We start from the raw sequence: 17,225 nt of genomic DNA on the forward strand, positions 1-17,225 counted from the left end.
AATGGTTGTCGGAGAAATTGCACAGGAAAAAGAAGTAGTTGTAATTGGTGGTGGACCAGGAGGTTATACAGCTGCCATTCGAGCAGCCCAATTAGGCAAGGATGTTCTATTAATTGAACAGGAAAAGCTTGGTGGAATTTGTTTAAATGAAGGCTGTATTCCTTCTAAAACATTTGCCCATGCAGCTAAACAAGCAAATAGATGGAGACATTTAGAAGATATAGGCTATCAATTTGAAATGAAAAACTTCGATTTTGCATCATATACATCTTATAAAGAAAAAATAGTTAACCAGTTAAAAGCGGGTGTCGAATCATTATGTAAGGCTAATAAAATTGAAGTAATGTATGGCTGTGCTTCTTTTATTTCTGAAAATAAGGTTGGAATTGAAAATGGTCATCATTATGAAGTAGTAAATTTTGAACATGCAATCATTGCGACAGGTGTAAAGCCGGCTAATCAGATGAGTGGTTCTAAGTATCAGCTGAATTCCAGGCAATTATTTAATTTAGACGATTTACCTGATCGATTAATACTAGTAGGTTCAGATTATATTGTTTTAGAAGCAGCGTTTGCCTATAGTTTACTAGGGACAGAAGTCTCAATTATTTTAGAGAAAAATCATTTTTTTTCCTTTGATAAAGATATTGAAAAAGAATTACGAAGGCAGCTAAAGAAAAGGAAGATTCCTTTATATTTAGATGTGACAGACCTCTCCTTTTCTGAAAATGAGGATGGAGCAGAATGTTCTTTTATTAATCAAAAGGAAGAAAGTGTTTCTATCTATGCAAAAGCTTATTATATTCAGGAATCTTATATCGGAAATACAAAAGAGCTGGGATTAGAACGACTGGGCTTATCTGAGGACAAAGATCATTTTATTTATTGTGATAAACAAGGGAAAACAAAGTTGAATCATATTTTTGCCGTAGGAGATGTTTCTGGAGGGCCATTCTTAGCAATGAAAGCTATTAAGCAAGGAAAAGCAGCTGCAGAAAGGATTTGTGGGAAGCCAAGTGAAGTCGATCTCACCTGGATGTCGGAGGTTGTTCATTCTGAGCCGCCAATTGCATGTGTAGGCTATTCTGAGGAACAGGCAAAAGAAGCAGGATATTCGGTGAAAACAGGCCAATATATGCTTCCTGGAAATGGCTTTTCTATGCTAACCGGGAATCGGGAAGGATTTATTAAAGTAATAATCAATGAAGAAACCCAACAGCTTTTAGGAATGCATATTATAGGAGAGGGAGCCATTGAGCTTATTTCAACCGGTGTTATTGGTGGGGAGATGATAGCTAGGGACGAAGATTTCCTATTCCCATCCTATCCGCACCCAAGTATAAATGAGGGAATTCTCGAAGCCATGGAAGATACAATAGGTCTTTCCATTCACCAATCACCAAAGCGAAGTGGAAGTAAAGAAAAGGTAGTAATTAGATAGTAGAGATATAAAAAACGTCTATGTCATAGTGGCATAGACGTTTTTTTTAAAAGGTAAGAAAGTATAAAATTTATTTACTAAGGGTATTAGGCATGAAAAGTGTCTGCTGTGTCTAGCTCCAGCGCCTATCAGCTAGCGAATTTCTCCGTCTTCTCCCTACGATAAGTCAACATCGACTCGTACCTCGCCGTGTTTCCTTTTTCTCAGTCGAAGCCTACTAAATCCGTACGGTAATAAGCAAGGCACTTCCGCTTTTCTTTTTTAATGTGGTAAAAATGCAAGCTGAATGAAAAACAGTATTGCGAAAAAATAAACGAGTAGATGAACTTCACGCCATTTTCCTTTAAAAACTTTTAATAGAGGATAGGAAATAAAGCCCAAGGCAATTCCAGTTGCGATACTTGAAGTTAAAGGCATACTGAGAATAATAATAAATGCTGGAAATGCCTCGTCAAGCTCATTCCATTTAATATGAGCAACGCTTCCGATCATTAAACTTCCAACAATAATCAGCGCAGGTGCAGTGATAGCAGATAGCCCTGAAACAGCACTTACTAAAGGTCCAAAAAATGATGAGATGACAAAGAGAATGGCAACTGTAACTGTTGTTAAACCTGTACGTCCACCAGCAGCTACACCAGATGTCGATTCAACAAATGCGCTTGTTGGACTTGTCCCAAAAATAGACCCAATAGTAGTAGCAATGGAGTCTGCAAGTAATGCTTCACGTGCACGCGGCATGGTTTTTCCTTTCATAAGACCAGCCTGTTCTGCCACTCCAACCATCGTTCCGGTTGTATCAAAAATTGTGACAAGTAAAAAGGAAAATACGACCGCATAAAGACTATGGGTGTATACATCACTAAACGCAGATATAGGATTATGAATAACAAACTCTGGTAAGTGAGGTACCCCTATAATTCCTTTATTAAAGGATAATTGACCTGTAATAAGTGCAATAATGGCAGTAATAATCATTCCAATAAAGAGTGCGCCATGAATATTTCTGACCATTAATATTAATGTAATAGCTAGTCCTACTAAAGCTAATATCGTTAAGGGACTATGAAGATTGCCTAACTGAACTAAGTTACTTTTACTTGCAGTGATGATACCGGTTTGCTTTAATCCAATAAAAGCGATAAATAATCCGATACCTGCAGTAATACCATGTTTTAGGTTTTCTGGTATAGCTTCAATTAATTTTTTTCTAAAAGGTGTAAGCGACAAAATGATAAATATTATACCAGCCACAAAAACTGCAGAAAACGCAGTTACATAGTCAATATTGCCATGACTTCCGACAACTGAATAGGCAAAATATGCATTCATACCCATACCAGGTGCAATAGCAATTGGATAGTTAGCAAAGAGTGCCATCCATAAAGTACCAATAACTGCTGCGATAATGGTAGCCATAAATACTTGATCAAACGGAACACCAGCATCAGCAAGAATAACAGGGTTTACGATGACGATGTAGACCATTGTTAAAAATGTTGTTAGACCTGCAATAATTTCTGTTTTAGCATTTGTGCCGTTTTCTTTCAACTTAAACATGAGAAAATTCCTCCAAAAAAACGAACGTTTTTAAATCACAAATAATATATTATTCGTTATTTACTTGAATGGCAACCCTTTTTTTGATATCTTTAGTTTTGTGAATCTGGGGAAATCGTGTTCAAAAGGTTAATATTAGCTTGACCAGTTAATGATAAATAATAATGTTTTTTTATAATAATATTTAAAATTGGAAGTGGGGTCTGTCATCAAATGAAAGGAAACAAAGAAGAAAAAATCCTAGTTATTGTAATGATGGTTGTTGCCCTTTTTTTGTTGGTAAGTAGTTTAAGAAAGTATCTTTTTTAAAAATCCCTAGTTACAGAAAAACAAAAAACTTCGCTCTAATCCAAAAGCGAAGTTAAACATCAATAAATATTTTATTTTTTTAAAGAATACTGTTTAAAAGAAGATAAATTAATCCTGCTAATGTGGCAGAAATAGGCAATGTAATGACCCAAGTAATAATCATTCTTTGAGCAGTATCCCATTTAACGCCTTTGACTCTATGTGAGGTTCCAACCCCTAATATTGATGAAGAGATAACATGGGTTGTACTGACAGGTAAATGTATATAAGTTGCACCAAAGATAATAAAAGCAGAACTCAAATCGGCCGCAACCCCATTGATAGGTTTAATTTTCATAATTTTTCCGCCAACAGTTTTAATAATTTTCCAACCGCCAATTGAAGTTCCAAGTCCCATTGCGGTAGCACAAGAAGCCTGAACCCAAAGTGGAACATCATTTGTTGTAACATAATTGTTAGCCATTAATGCCATCGTAATAATACCCATCGCTTTTTGGGCATCATTTGTACCGTGAGTATATGCTTGTAGTGCGGCAGTGAAAATTTGGACGATGCGAAAACGCTTATTTGTTTTTCCTAAATTAAAGTTTTTAAAAACTACTTTAAAAATACTATACACAATGAAACCAACTGTAAAAGCGATAATTGGTGATAAAATTAGTGCCTCAATAATTTTTATAAATCCTGTATAATTTAATGATGCAAAACCTGCTGCAGCTATTGCTGCTCCTGCAATTGCTCCGATGATTGCATGTGAAGAGCTGCTTGGAATTCCGAAATACCATGTAATTAAATTCCATGCAATAGCGGCAATTAACGCTGAAAGTATTACGATTGATCCATTTGGTAGTGTAAAAGGATCAACAATATCTTTTGTAATTGTTTTTGCAACACCAGTAAAGGTCATGGCTCCTAAAAAGTTCATAATTGCTGCGAGTAGTATGGCATGTCTGGGTTTTAAAGCTTTTGTAGAGACAGCAGTGGCAATTGCATTCGCTGTATCATGAAACCCGTTAATAAAATCAAAAGCCAACGCGCAAACAACGATAAGTAATGTAATGATAAGTACACTATCCATAAAAAGACTCCTTATGCGTTCTTCATAATAATGGTTTCTAAAATGTTTGCAACACTTTGGCAATAGTCAGCGATTTCTTCTAAATCTTCATATACTTCCTTATATTTAATTAACCGGATTGGGTCCTTTTCTGTTTTGAAAAGCTCTTTAATTGAATCCCGTAAAACATCGTCACAAATAGATTCATACTCCTTGATCTTAATTGCGTGTGGACGCATGCTAGGGAGTTTTTTACTGAACATAAGATCAATTGCCTTTTCAATTTCTATAGTCGCATTACGAATTGCATCGACAAATTTATACATATAGTCATCAGCAGCAGTAATATTATATACCTCAAAAATATATGCACAGTGCTCAAGGCCATCCAATATATCATCAAGGCTATTGGTAAGAGTTAATAAGTCCTCCCTTTCAATTGGAGTGATAAATGTATCATTAAGCTCCAAAATCATTTGATGAACATATGTATCCCCTTGTGATTCATATTCCTTCATTTTTTGAGCAAAGATTTTTAAATCACTAGAATTATTTAGCTTGTAATCAGCAAAATAATTCATGCTTTCTCTTAAATTTGTCGAAATTTCCCCTAACAATACAGCAAATTTGTCCTTCTTGTTTTTAAATACCATTAAAGAGCCTCCTAAAAGCTTTGGTTTATCAAACGTTTATATTTTATATGATTTTTTGAAAAGAGAAAAGAAATATGTCGAAATTTTTCATGAATACGCTTCCATTTTTGACTCTATTTTTTCACAATTTAATGAAAATATTTAGGACTTATGTATATTATCTATTGTTTTACAAAAGGGATGAAATTATTAATATTTTATCTCGGAGTTGAGATTTATCATTTTGATTTAATTTGAGAAGATTCAATAGGGTTATTAGATTTTTAGTTGAGCAAACTAAATGTGTCCTGGGTGGCGGAGAATAAAAATTAAAACGACTAAAGGAGAGTTCTTCATATGACAAATGTTAAATTAGCCATTATTTACTATAGTTCAACAGGAACGAACTATCAGCTTGCCAAATGGGCAGAGGATTCAGCAAAAGAAGCTGGCGCGGAAGTGAAAATATTAAAAGTTCAAGAGTTAGCACCGCCAGCAGCGATTGAATCAAATCCTGCTTGGAAGAAGCATTATGATGAAACTCAAAGTGTTCCTGTAGCCACAGGAAATGATATCGAATGGGCAGATGCCATTATCTTTAGCGCCCCGACTAGATTTGGTAATATTCCTTCTCAAATGAAACAATTTTTTGATACATTAGGTGGGCTATGGGCACAAGGAAAAACTGTAAATAAAGTTGTGAGTGCAATGTCCTCAGCAGGTAATTCAAATGGCGGCCAAGAACAAACCATTCACACGATTTACACATCAATGATGCATTGGGGAGCAATTATTGCAGCACCGGGGTATACTGATCCCTCTATCTATGCAGCAGGAGGAAATCCTTACGGAACTACTGTCACAGTTGGACAAGATGGAAGCATGGTGGAAGATGTTGAAGGCGCAGTAAAACATCAAGCAAAACGTACTGTTCAAGTAGCTGAATGGGTGAAAGCTGGCCTACAATAATATTAATGTCTTTTTGTATTAGAAATTTATTCATTTAAGTATTCACAAATTATTAGGAATATAGTAAAATATCTGTAATATAGCATTAATAAGTTCCTTTGACCTGAACTAACCTTTAGGCAATTACAGGAATTAGTATTAAAAATTTTATTATTGACTGTTAAGTCTGTTTACATTTCTTACCGAAATGGTTTCAACAGATTATAAGCCAGTCTTCCATTTTAGTGTTTATTCACAAATGGAAGTCTGGCTTTTTTGTTTAATAGGAAATTATAAAATTTAACCCTGTGGATAATTTTTGAATAAATTGTCTACGTCTAGCTTCAGCGCCTATCGGCTAGCAGATTTCTCCGTCTCCTCCCTACGATAAGTCAACATCAGCTCGTGAACTACCTCGCTGTGTTTCCTTTATCTCAGTCGAAGACTACGAAATCCGTACGCCGATGAACAAGACGCTTACGCATTTGTACTTTGAAAGGGGGGATATAATTGACAGAAGCATTAAGTGGGATAAAGGTTTTGGATTTAACAAGGGTATTAGCAGGGCCTCTTTGTACAATGGTTTTAGGAGATTTAGGTGCAGAGGTGATTAAAATTGAGGCTCCCGGAGGTAGTGATGACACAAGAACCTGGGGTCCGCCTTTTAAGAATGAAGTAAGTGCCTATTATCTTTGTGCAAATCGAAATAAAAAAAGTTTAACAGTCAATTTAAAATCTGAAGAAGGAAAAGAAATTATAAGAAATTTGATTAATGAATGTGATGTCCTTATTCATAATTTTAAAACAGGGACCATGGAGCGTTTAGGGCTTGATTATGAAAGTCTATCAAATATAAATAAAGGACTTGTCTATTGCTCCATAACTGGCTTTGGTGAAACAGGTCCGTATAAACACTTGCCTGGTTATGATTACATTATTCAAGCAATGTGCGGCTTAATGAGCATAACAGGCGATTCAGAATCGGGCCCGCAAAAAGTAGGAGTGGCTATAACCGACATATTAACAGGGTTATATGCATGTGTAGGGATACAAGCGGCATTAATTGAGAAGAGCAAATCTGGTACAGGTCAAAAGTTGGATATTTCCTTGTTTGATGCAGGAGTGAGTTCTCTTGTAAATATTGCAAGTAATTATTTAATGTCTGAAAAAATTCCTGGTCTGCTCGGTAATGTTCATGCCAATATTGTCCCTTATCAAACATTTGATACATCAAATGGAAAAATGGTCATTGCAATAGGGAATGACCGTCAATTTGAAAAGTTTACGCACATAATAGGAAGTGAATCTTTAATTACTGACCCTTTATTTATTAATAATGCGAAAAGGGTGGAGAACAGAGATCTTTTAATACCTATACTGCAGCAAGCCCTGGGTGCTAAGCCAACTGAATATTGGCAGGAATTATGTAATGAAAATGGAATTCCATGTGGACCTATAAATAATCTTGAAAAGGTATTTCAAAATGAACAAGTACTTGTGAGAGAGATGGTGATTGAAAAAGAACATCCAGAAGCAGGAAAAATAAAGCTTGTCGGCAGTCCACTTAAATTATCTAAAACACCTGTACAAGTAAAACAGCATCCGCCTCTTCCAGGTGAGCATACAAATGAAATACTGAAGGGTTTAGGGTATACAGAAGATCAAATTATTGAATATAAAAACAAAAATATTGTTTAGGAGAGTGGAGACATGAATTTTGATTTTTCAGAAGAACAAAAAATGTTAAGATCAACCGTACGAAATTTTGTAGATAAAGAAATTATGCCATATATTGGTGAGTGGGATTCGGAAGGACTTTTTCAGCCAAGTATTATGAAACGATTAGCAGAGTTGGGCTTAATGGGAGTATGTATTCCTGAAAGCTATGGTGGAAGCGGAATGGATTATAATTCATTAGCGATTGTCTGTGAAGAATTAGAAAGAGGGGATACAGCCTATCGGACTGCAGTTTCTGTGCATACTGGGTTAAATAGTTTGACTTTATTACAATGGGGAACAGAGGAACAAAAACAAAAGTATTTAACACCGCAAGCAAAAGGGACTAAAATAGGTGCCTTTGGACTTACAGAACCAGGGGCGGGTTCAGATGTTGCAGCATTAAGTACAACAGCTGTTAAAGATGGAGACTATTATATTTTAAATGGACAAAAAACATGGATTTCCTTATGTGATGTTGCTGATCATTTCTTAGTTTTTGCTTACACAGATAAGAGTAAGAAGCATCATGGAATCTCTGCATTCATCGTTGAACGAACAATGCCAGGATTTTCGTCTAAAGCAATTAAAGGTAAACTGGGAATCCGTGCAGGAAATACGGGAGAGATCTTTTTTGATCAAGTAAAAGTTCCAAAGGAAAATTTACTTGGAAAAGAAGGAGAAGGATTTAAAATTGCTATGTCTGCTTTAGATAATGGTAGATTTACAGTGGCTGCTGGAGCTTGCGGATTGATTATGGCATCACTCGAGGCAAGTGTGAAGTATTGCCATGAGAGGAAAACATTTGGAAAAGAGATTGGCAAGCATCAGCTTGTTCAGCAAATGATTGCTAATATGGAGGCAGGTTTGCAAATGAGCCGGTTCCTAGTATATAGAGCTGGCGAATTAAAAAATCAAGGGAAACGCAATACGCGTGAAACCTCACTTGCAAAATGGCAAGCTTGTGATTTTGCCAATAAAGCGGCAGATGATGCTGTGCAAATCCATGGTGCATATGGATATTCTAACGAATATCCAGTAGAAAGATATTTGAGGAACTCAAAGGCGCCAGTCATTTATGAGGGAACTCGTGAAATCCATACGATTATGCAGGCGGAATACGTTTTAGGATACCGTGAAGATAAACCTTTAAATGAAATGCTACCTTCTTGGCCATTTAAGGTAGATTCCAATCTACCTGTGTAAAATAAAAAAGAAATCGGCTAACTCGCCGATTTCTTCTAATACAGCCACTACCATGTAGAGAAGATTTTCAGTCTTCTCTAATTTTTCGCTTAGGAAATTATAAAATATTCGCACTGTGGATAACTTTATGAAGAGCGAGGTTTACGTCTAGCGCAAGCAGCCGTCGGCTAGCGGATTTCTCCGTCTCCTCCCTACGATAAGTCAACATCGGCTCGAAAACTACCTCACCGTGTTTCCTTTATCTCAGTCGAAGACTACGAAATCCGTACGCTAGAGCTACGGCGCTTACGCTTTTGTTCCTAAAATCAGCTGATATTGTTTATGTAAATCTTTTAGAGCTGATGATAATGCGTTGTATGCTTTACCAAAATAGCAATTCTTTAATTCGTTAAGTGGTGCCTCAATACCATCTATTAAACTGTATCCTTTTAATAAATGAGCTATAAAATCACGTCCGTGTTCGGTAGCTAACGTACAGGTTGCTTCTACAATTACTCCATACTTCCGGTCTATTTCAGCGGTAATCGTCAGAGTCTCATATATACTTTTCGCAGCCATACCAGCAGGAAGCTTCGCATGTCCAGCGATGAATAGTGTGTTCATATGTATTCTCCCTCCACTTATGTATTAGAAAATTAAGAAAAATCTATCTAAAACTAGTATATAATATTATGAAAAGTACAACAAACACAAGGAATCAGTTTCCATGTGTTTGTTCAGAAAACTTTTGAAGGATAGGTGGATCATCATTGAATGGGGCGATGATTTCCAAGCATTCTTCAGAAAACGGATGTGTAAAAGTAAGTTTTCCTGCATGAAGAGCTTGTCTTTTAAAAATTGGTTTTCCTCCATAAAGGATGTCTCCAATAAGAGGATGCCCGATCGAACTAAGATGAACTCTAATTTGGTGAGTTCTCCCAGTTTCAAGGGAACATTGTATAAGTGTCATTTTCTCTTTCGTAAATGTTTTTAACACTTTTACCTTAGTAATTGCTGGTTGACCTGATTTTGAGACCCTTCTTCGAGTGGGGTGGTGTCGATCTCGTCCAATAGGTTCGTTAATAATCATAGAAGAGGAATGTATAACCCCATGTACTAATGCATAATAGGTCCTTTTTATCCTTCTTTCATTTAGCAATCTGTCTAACATAACATGACTTAAAGCATTCTTTGCAAAGATAAGAGCACCTGATGTATCTTTATCAAGACGATGGATATGTCGAACCCGATGGTACTCATTTTTTTGCTGATAATGAAAAGCAACTCCGTTAGCTAATGTATTCATTTGTCCTTCGGCGTTAGGATGTGTCTCAATCCCTGCTATTTTATTTATTACTAATAGATGATCATCTTCATATAAGACTTCAATTGATAGATCTTGAGGAATGACCCCATAGTCTTCATTTCGGAAAATAGCTATTTCAAAAACTGAGCCTGAAGATAGCGGTATTGTCCAATTGATAAATTCTCCATTTATCCGAACAGCTTTTTCCATTCGAAATTCATGCATTAATTTTTTTGGAACCTTCCACTTGTCTTTCAGAATGGATTCTATAGAAAGATTATCCCATTCTAAGGGAACGATAAATTCTAGCCATTTTCCATTTCTATTTGTCTGCATAATTTGTCCTTTCACACGGTTAATAATGGCAGCCTTGATTTAACAAAAGTGGTCCATTAATGAGGACCACTTTTTTATCATAAGGTAAGAAAGTATAAAATTTACTAAGGATATTAGACACGAAAAGTGTCTGTTATGTCTAGCTCCAGCGCTTGCGCGTTTCTTATTTTTTAGTCATTTTTTGAAAGCTTAAATACAATAATACTTGATATAAAAATAATAATGAAAGCGATCAATGCTAAAAAAGGAATGGTAATAAATCCTAACCAATTTATATATTCACCTGTACATGAAATCGGGCCACATGCAGGTGCATGGCTACTAAGAAACGGAACTTTTTGGATTGAATAATGATAAAGAGATGTTATCATACCGATACCAGATAAGACAGCAATATAAATTGATATGCGATAATCTCTTCTAAAAACTGACATCCCAATAATTATCGTCAAAGGATACATAAGTATTCGCTGGTACCAACAAAGTTTGCATGGGTTAAAGTGACGAACTTCTGAAAAATATAGGCTGCCTAACAACGCTATTATCGACACTGTCCAAGCGAAAAGCCATAAGTTATCACGTATTTTATCATTTTTATGCATAGTAAAACTCCTTTAACATAAAACTTAATTAGTTAAAATTATAGTATTACTAAACGATAAAAGTAAATAAAATGGATTGTTATAAATACTTAAAATTTGATAAGTGTTTCACATTTTATATGAATTTTAGTAAAATTTATCAATAAGGTTCTTTTTTGTATATGATCCGTAATTTTAAATTAAAAGATTTAATACAAATGAAAAGAGCATAGATTCGGGTGTTAAGCTTTTTTCGTAAAGAAAGGGAAGATTTAGTATGTGGAGAGAAGAATATGATCGTTGGAACAAGCATCACGAATTAGATGATGAAATGAAAAATCAATTAAATACTATATCAAAAGATGAAAAGCTCTTAGAAGATGCTTTTTATAAAAATTTGGAATTCGGAACAGGTGGTATGCGTGGTGTTATAGGACCTGGTACAAATCGAATGAATATATACACAGTACGAAAAGCGTCTGAAGGTTTGGCAAGATACATAGAGGAAAAGGGAGAAGAAGCAAAATGCAGAGGAGTTGTTATTGCTTACGACTCACGCCATAAATCTCCTGAATTTGCAATGGAAGCAGCAAAAACACTAGCAAGTCACGGAATAAAAACATATGTGTTTAAAGAACTGCGCCCGACTCCAGAGCTATCATTTGCTGTTCGCTATTTACACGCATTTTCAGGAATTGTCATTACTGCTAGCCATAATCCACCAGAATATAATGGATATAAGGTTTATGGCGAAGATGGGGCACAACTTTCACCTAGTATTGCAGATGAAGTCATTGCAAAGGTGAATGAAGTAGACAATGAGCTGCAAATAAAAGTGCTGACTGAAGAAGAATTGAAAGCAAACGATCTAATCACAATGATTGGTGAAAATATTGATAAAGTGTATGTTGAGAAATTAAAAACAATAAGTGAAAATCCTAATGTAAATTCAGATATTCGAATCGTTTATACACCTTTGCACGGGACAGGGAATAAACCTGTAAAAGATGGATTACAAGCATTTGGATTTAATAATGTAATGATTGTTAAAGAACAAGAACAACCGGATTCACAGTTTTCTACAGTAACATCACCTAATCCTGAGGAAAAGGCTGCATTTACATTAGCTATTGAATACGGTATGAAAAGTGATGCAGATATTTTGATTGCAACAGATCCTGATGCAGATAGACTAGGTATTGCCGTTAAAAATCAACAGGGAGAATATGTCTTATTGACTGGTAATGAAACAGGTGCCATTCTTTTAGAATATGTTTTGTCCCAAAAACGATCAAAGGGTACCCTACCGAGTAATGGAATTGTTTTCAAAACGATCGTTACTTCTGAAATTGGACGGAAAATTGCTGGGAGTTATCAAATCCCTACAGAAGATGTATTAACAGGATTTAAATTTATTGGTGAAAAAATTGCTCAATATGAGAAAACAAAGGAATTTCAATTTTTATTTGGCTATGAAGAATCATATGGTTATTTAATCGGTGATTTTGCTCGTGATAAGGATGCTGTTCAAGCAGCACTATTAGCTTGTGAAGCATGTGCATATTATAAAAAAGCAGGGAAAACTTTATACGATGTGTTGTTGGATATTTATAAAAAGCATGGATTTTTTAAAGAAGGGTTAGAATCGTTAACTTTGAAAGGAAAAGAAGGTGCTGAACAAATAAGCAACATACTTAACTCGTTCAGAAACGATCCTTTGACTCATATAGGTGATATAAAGGTTGTAGCGTCAGAGGATTACAAGAATCAATTAAGAACTGATATTAAGAGCGGCAAAACGAGTTCTATACAACTTCCTAAATCCAATGTTCTTAAATATTTCTTGGAAGATGGTTCATGGGTATGCTTACGCCCATCAGGTACCGAACCAAAAATTAAATTTTATTTTAGTGTAGTTGGGGAAAACTTATCCGATAGTGAACAAAAACGAACTGATTTAACAAAACAATTTATGAGCATTATCCATCAAATGCTTTAAAAAAGCTTTGTAATTGTTTAACTTTCTTGAGCGATTTCTAAACGAAGTATAATTAGCTGAACGCATATGAAATTTTAACATTGTTTACCAAAGCCTAAAAAGAGGGTTACCTAAAAGTTTTTAGGCTGCCCTCTTTTTTTGTTTGGTATTGCTTTGAATTATATTTTGGTATAGTGAATAGCATCAGCACTTATTACATTAGTTGAATCGATTGATTCATTCATTTCATGTGCATGATCTATATACCGCAGAAGAGAATATAGTTTACGTTCAATCACTGTATAGTCATGCGAGAAATGATAGGCGTGAAGAAGATGTTCAATTCTTTTGGAAAGCATATTGTCTTTTGTTCGTACCATTAAAATTAGCAGATTATCCCATTGGGATCGATGGGCATAATAAAGGGCACGATCATAATCAACACTATTCAAAGCAAACCCCTCCTTTTAAACGTTCAACAAAGGAACTCGTTAGTGTATGAAAACACTTTAAGGAGTTGTATGTAGTATATGCAGCTCAACTAGAAATTGCCGCAGAAAAACTTGGGTGTCCTTCTCCTATCTAGTTGCTTTATTTTTACATGAATAATTGTTTTTTTAGGTCTAAAGAAAATAAAAAAGAAAAGGGATTAATATTCACAGGGTATATTCGGAAAACAAATCCATAACCTTGAATAATAGAAGGGGGAGAAGTAGTGAAAACAAGTATTTATCGTTATTTATGGCTTGGAAATTTACTATCTACATATACAGAGATTTTCTATTTGTTTGCTGTAATTACGATCGTTTATAGAAAAACTGAATCAGCTTGGCAATTAGCGATAATTACTTTTTTAATAATCATCGGTAAATTTATTGGAAATACTTTAAACTCAATTATGTTTAAAATGAAAGCATCTGTTTTACAATTTGTTAAAACGATTTTGTTATTAATCTTAGTGTTTTACGATTCATATCAATCAGTTTCACTTTTTTTCATTCAATTTGTCACATTGCTGGTATTAGTTTTAAATGGATTATTGCAACAACATTCAAACATTCTTCATTCTTTTATCTCAAATAGGGAAGATTCAATGGAGTCTGCTGGCTTTCTATCCTATTTGGACCAAGCAATCTTATTAAGTGGATGGTTTATTGCGGGAATGCTTTTTGAAAAAATAAATTCTGAAGGGATACTGATCGTAACTTGTATTTTGTCTTTAATATGTTTAATTATTTTTTTCAGTGTACCGCAGAGGAAAAAATCAATTTATCAAAAAAGTTTTATGGATCGAATGATAGGAGTTAAAAAATATTTTCATCTTACAAAATTTCATTTTATTTACGTTTTAGAAACTATCATTAAAATTGTATGGATTGCATCCATTCTCTATCTATTCGTCCATTTAGAGCTAAAAAAGGGAGAATTCTGGTGGGGGATAGTAAATGCAGTATTTTTTATTGGAATGGTATTAGCACATTTCATTCAAAAGAAATTTCATTCGACTTTGGTCAAATTTCAATATCAAATGATTTTTATTTTTTGCAGCGTCATATCAATTGTACTTCTTTTATTGGCGATTAATCGAAGCTTGATTATAGTATTGTTTCTTTTTTTAGTAGCAAGCTTTTGTAATCAATTAAAAGAAAATTTGGTCTATTCAGCTTTTATTGAAAAGATTAATCCAAATAAGCTAACTAGTATTTTGGATAGTCAAGGTACTACTATGACCATTCTCATGGCTATTAGTGTTTTAGTAACAGGTTATATTGTAGAACAATTTGGAGTTCAATTGGTCTACTTCATAGCTTGTGTTTTTTCTTTTATTACCATTCCCATTTATTATTTTGGAAAGATTATTAAATAAGGCTGTTTTCGTATAAATTGTTGTTTTTAGACTATAAACTTAGTCCGTTGATTTCCACTCCAGACACTTGCTTTCCGCGGGGAGGGATGGGAGCCTCCTCGGCGTTACCGCCTGCGGGGTCTCCCACTTCCCTCTTTTTCCCGCAGGAGTCAAGTGTCCTCCGCTACAATCAACTCAGATTTGTTAATAAAATATCACTAAAAAAGCAACAAACTTTACGAAAACAGCCTTAAATAAAAAATGCTGTATGAAAACAAAATCATACAGCATTTTTATCTTTCGTCTTTTTTCTTAGCTTGGGTTATCTGCTCTTTCTCTTTTTGCTGCATAAAAAAACCACTGAAAAAAACAATTCCTGATGAAAAAAAGAGTCCCATTGTCAACATCATCCAACTAAGAGTGATATCAATACTAGGTTCCAATTTTTTTGCTCCGAAAACATATATAAGTCCGGAAATTAAAGCGATACTGAAAAATAAAGCAAAAGGTAAGTTCTTTAATGGATGTTTTTCTTTATATAATTTTCTTGAATATTTAATTCCAATAATGGCTGCGAGAATTAAAAGGATGAAAACCCCAGCTAATAAGTAAAAACCCATGTTCGTCCTCCAATCTAATGTCTTTATTCTAACACAACTTTCAGCAAAAAAATGGGAATGAAATCAGTCGTTTTTTCGAAAATTATAAGAAAGCTTTAAAAAACTTTGTGTGAATTCTGGTACAAATTCAACTACATGACACATACATTGTGTTAAGAGGAAAAAAACAGTTGGAATACCCGCCTGTCAAAATATTCACGATTAAGGGGGAGTACTGGATGAATCATGAAGATCAAAAAACATTAGAATATGCAATCTCTGAAATAACTGAAATTGCTACTGGATTTGGTTTGGATTTTTATCCGATGCGTTATGAAATATGTCCAGCCGATATCATTTATACCTTTGGTGCTTATGGAATGCCTACACGTTTCTCACATTGGAGCTTTGGGAAACAGTTTTTCAAAATGAAACTCCATTATGATTTAGGGCTTAGCAAAATCTATGAACTAGTTATTAATTCGAATCCATGTTATGCCTTTCTTCTTGATTCTAATTCCTTAATACAAAACAAATTAATTGTCGCTCATGTTCTAGCTCATTGTGATTTCTTTAAGAACAACGTTAGGTTTCGAAATACAAAGCGAGATATGGTTGAAAGCATGTCTGCAACCGCTGAGAGAATTCGAGCATATGAAATTAAATACGGAAAAAGCGAAGTAGAAAAATTTATTGATGCTGTTCTAGCCATCGAAGAACATATTGATCCTTCGCTCATGAGACCGAACTTATCATGGACGGAAGAGGATGAAGAGGAATGGGAGGAAGAAAAAACGTCCACCACTCCATATGATGATTTATGGTTACTAGATGAAAAGAATAAAAAACCGGAAAAAAAGAAAAAGATAAAGAAATTCCCACCACAGCCTGAAAAGGATGTCATGCTATTTATTGAACAATATAGCCGTGAATTATCTGACTGGCAAAGAGATATTATGACGATGATACGTGAGGAAATGCTCTATTTCTGGCCACAGCTTGAAACGAAAATCATGAATGAAGGCTGGGCATCATTCTGGCATCAAAGAATCCTTCGAGAAATGGACTTAACTAGTGATGAAGCAATTGAGTTTGCTAAGTTAAATGCAGGTGTCGTTCAGCCATCTAAAACGGGAATAAATCCTTATTACCTAGGGGTGAAAATATTTGAGGATATTGAAGAGCGTTGGAATAATCCAACAGACGAAATGATTAAGCGAGGAGAAAAGCCAGACTCTGGTCGCGAAAAAATATTTGAAGTAAGAGAAATAGAAGGAGATATTTCCTTTTTACGCAATTATTTAACGAAAGAACTAGTTACCCGTGAAGATATGTATTTATTCCAAAAGCAAGGTCGAGATTATAAAATTATCGACAAAGAATGGAAAGAGGTTCGTGAGCAATTAGTTAGCATGCGTGTAAATGGAGGATTTCCGTATATTACTGTAAATGATGGGGACTATATGAAAAACGGTGAACTTTACTTAAAGCATTGGTATGAAGGGATTGAATTAGATTTAAAATATCTTGAAAAAGTACTGCCCTATCTTCACCAGCTTTGGGGTAGAACGGTACATTTAGAATCAATTGTAGAAGGCAAGGAAATGCTTTTTAGCCATGATGGGCGCAGTGTACAGAGGAAGTATTTATAGAGAGGCTTTTATGTGACACTTTCCTGTTGGGAATATGGATAAAAGATGAGCTGCAGATATTGTAACTGCAGCTTTGCTC

15 protein-coding genes are annotated in these 17,225 nt (G+C 34.8%); 7 read left to right on the forward strand and 8 right to left on the reverse strand.

The features are described from left to right. Position 1: 1 nt before the first annotated feature. Positions 2-1,441 carry a dihydrolipoyl dehydrogenase family protein gene (locus ACQKP0_RS10845; RefSeq protein ID WP_427405859.1) on the forward strand — a complete coding sequence of 480 codons (1,440 nt, stop codon included), beginning with the start codon at positions 2-4 and terminating at the stop codon, positions 1,439-1,441. Positions 1,442-1,702: 261 nt separating this feature from the next. On the opposite strand, the gene ACQKP0_RS10850 is transcribed toward ACQKP0_RS10845, so the two are convergent. From ACQKP0_RS10850 to ACQKP0_RS10860, 3 genes are all read right to left on the reverse strand, one after another. After that, positions 1,703-3,001, reverse strand: coding sequence for an NCS2 family permease (locus ACQKP0_RS10850; protein ID WP_427405860.1), 1,299 nt, complete (start codon positions 2,999-3,001; stop codon positions 1,703-1,705). Between the two features lie 388 nt (positions 3,002-3,389). Next, positions 3,390-4,388, reverse strand: coding sequence for an inorganic phosphate transporter (locus tag ACQKP0_RS10855; protein WP_427405861.1), 999 nt, complete (start codon positions 4,386-4,388; stop codon positions 3,390-3,392). An 11-nt stretch (positions 4,389-4,399) separates the two neighbouring features. After that, positions 4,400-5,020: a DUF47 domain-containing protein gene (locus ACQKP0_RS10860; protein WP_427405862.1), complete on the reverse strand. Its 621-nt coding sequence runs from the start codon at positions 5,018-5,020 to the stop codon at positions 4,400-4,402. A gap of 336 nt (positions 5,021-5,356) precedes the next feature. Here ACQKP0_RS10860 and wrbA point away from each other — a divergent pair, with 336 nt between their 5' ends. From wrbA to ACQKP0_RS10875, 3 genes are all read left to right on the forward strand, one after another. Then, positions 5,357-5,968: an NAD(P)H:quinone oxidoreductase gene (wrbA, locus tag ACQKP0_RS10865; RefSeq protein WP_427405863.1), complete on the forward strand. Its 612-nt coding sequence runs from the start codon at positions 5,357-5,359 to the stop codon at positions 5,966-5,968. Positions 5,969-6,457: 489 nt separating this feature from the next. Further along, positions 6,458-7,645 (forward strand): CaiB/BaiF CoA transferase family protein, encoded by a 1,188-nt coding sequence (locus ACQKP0_RS10870; RefSeq protein ID WP_427405864.1) that lies wholly within the window; start codon positions 6,458-6,460, stop codon positions 7,643-7,645. Between the two features lie 12 nt (positions 7,646-7,657). Then, entirely contained in the window at positions 7,658-8,869 is a 1,212-nt protein-coding gene (locus ACQKP0_RS10875; RefSeq protein WP_427405865.1) for an acyl-CoA dehydrogenase family protein, read from the forward strand. A 285-nt stretch (positions 8,870-9,154) separates the two neighbouring features. Here ACQKP0_RS10875 and ACQKP0_RS10880 read toward each other — a convergent pair whose 3' ends face one another. From ACQKP0_RS10880 to ACQKP0_RS10890, 3 genes are all read right to left on the reverse strand, one after another. Then, complete coding sequence (locus ACQKP0_RS10880) at positions 9,155-9,472, reverse strand: DUF3870 domain-containing protein (protein WP_427405866.1); 318 nt, start codon at positions 9,470-9,472, stop codon at positions 9,155-9,157. 94 nt (positions 9,473-9,566) lie between these two features. Further along, a complete protein-coding gene (locus ACQKP0_RS10885; protein WP_427405867.1) occupies positions 9,567-10,490 on the reverse strand; it encodes an RluA family pseudouridine synthase in 924 nt (307 codons plus the stop codon). Between the two features lie 170 nt (positions 10,491-10,660). After that, positions 10,661-11,092 (reverse strand): disulfide oxidoreductase, encoded by a 432-nt coding sequence (locus ACQKP0_RS10890; RefSeq protein ID WP_427405868.1) that lies wholly within the window; start codon positions 11,090-11,092, stop codon positions 10,661-10,663. Between the two features lie 256 nt (positions 11,093-11,348). On the opposite strand from ACQKP0_RS10890, the gene ACQKP0_RS10895 reads away from it, so the two are divergent. Then, the gene (locus ACQKP0_RS10895; protein ID WP_427405869.1) at positions 11,349-13,070 is read left to right on the forward strand and encodes a phospho-sugar mutase; all 1,722 of its coding nucleotides are present in this window, start codon (positions 11,349-11,351) and stop codon (positions 13,068-13,070) included. 158 nt (positions 13,071-13,228) lie between these two features. On the opposite strand, the gene ACQKP0_RS10900 is transcribed toward ACQKP0_RS10895, so the two are convergent. After that, complete coding sequence (locus ACQKP0_RS10900; RefSeq protein WP_427405870.1) at positions 13,229-13,501, reverse strand: YhdB family protein; 273 nt, start codon at positions 13,499-13,501, stop codon at positions 13,229-13,231. A 263-nt stretch (positions 13,502-13,764) separates the two neighbouring features. Between ACQKP0_RS10900 and ACQKP0_RS10905 the strand changes: the two genes are divergently transcribed. Continuing rightward, positions 13,765-14,916 carry a hypothetical protein gene (locus ACQKP0_RS10905; protein ID WP_427405871.1) on the forward strand — a complete coding sequence of 384 codons (1,152 nt, stop codon included), beginning with the start codon at positions 13,765-13,767 and terminating at the stop codon, positions 14,914-14,916. 272 nt (positions 14,917-15,188) lie between these two features. Here ACQKP0_RS10905 and ACQKP0_RS10910 read toward each other — a convergent pair whose 3' ends face one another. Continuing rightward, positions 15,189-15,515 carry a hypothetical protein gene (locus ACQKP0_RS10910; protein WP_427405872.1) on the reverse strand — a complete coding sequence of 109 codons (327 nt, stop codon included), beginning with the start codon at positions 15,513-15,515 and terminating at the stop codon, positions 15,189-15,191. Between the two features lie 218 nt (positions 15,516-15,733). Between ACQKP0_RS10910 and ACQKP0_RS10915 the strand changes: the two genes are divergently transcribed. Next, positions 15,734-17,146 (forward strand): SpoVR family protein, encoded by a 1,413-nt coding sequence (locus ACQKP0_RS10915; RefSeq protein ID WP_427405873.1) that lies wholly within the window; start codon positions 15,734-15,736, stop codon positions 17,144-17,146. Positions 17,147-17,225: the final 79 nt, after the last annotated feature.

Origin of the sequence: Heyndrickxia sp. NPDC080065 (genome assembly GCF_050281185.1) — a bacterium.
Taxonomy (GTDB): domain Bacteria; phylum Bacillota; class Bacilli; order Bacillales; family Bacillaceae_C; genus Heyndrickxia.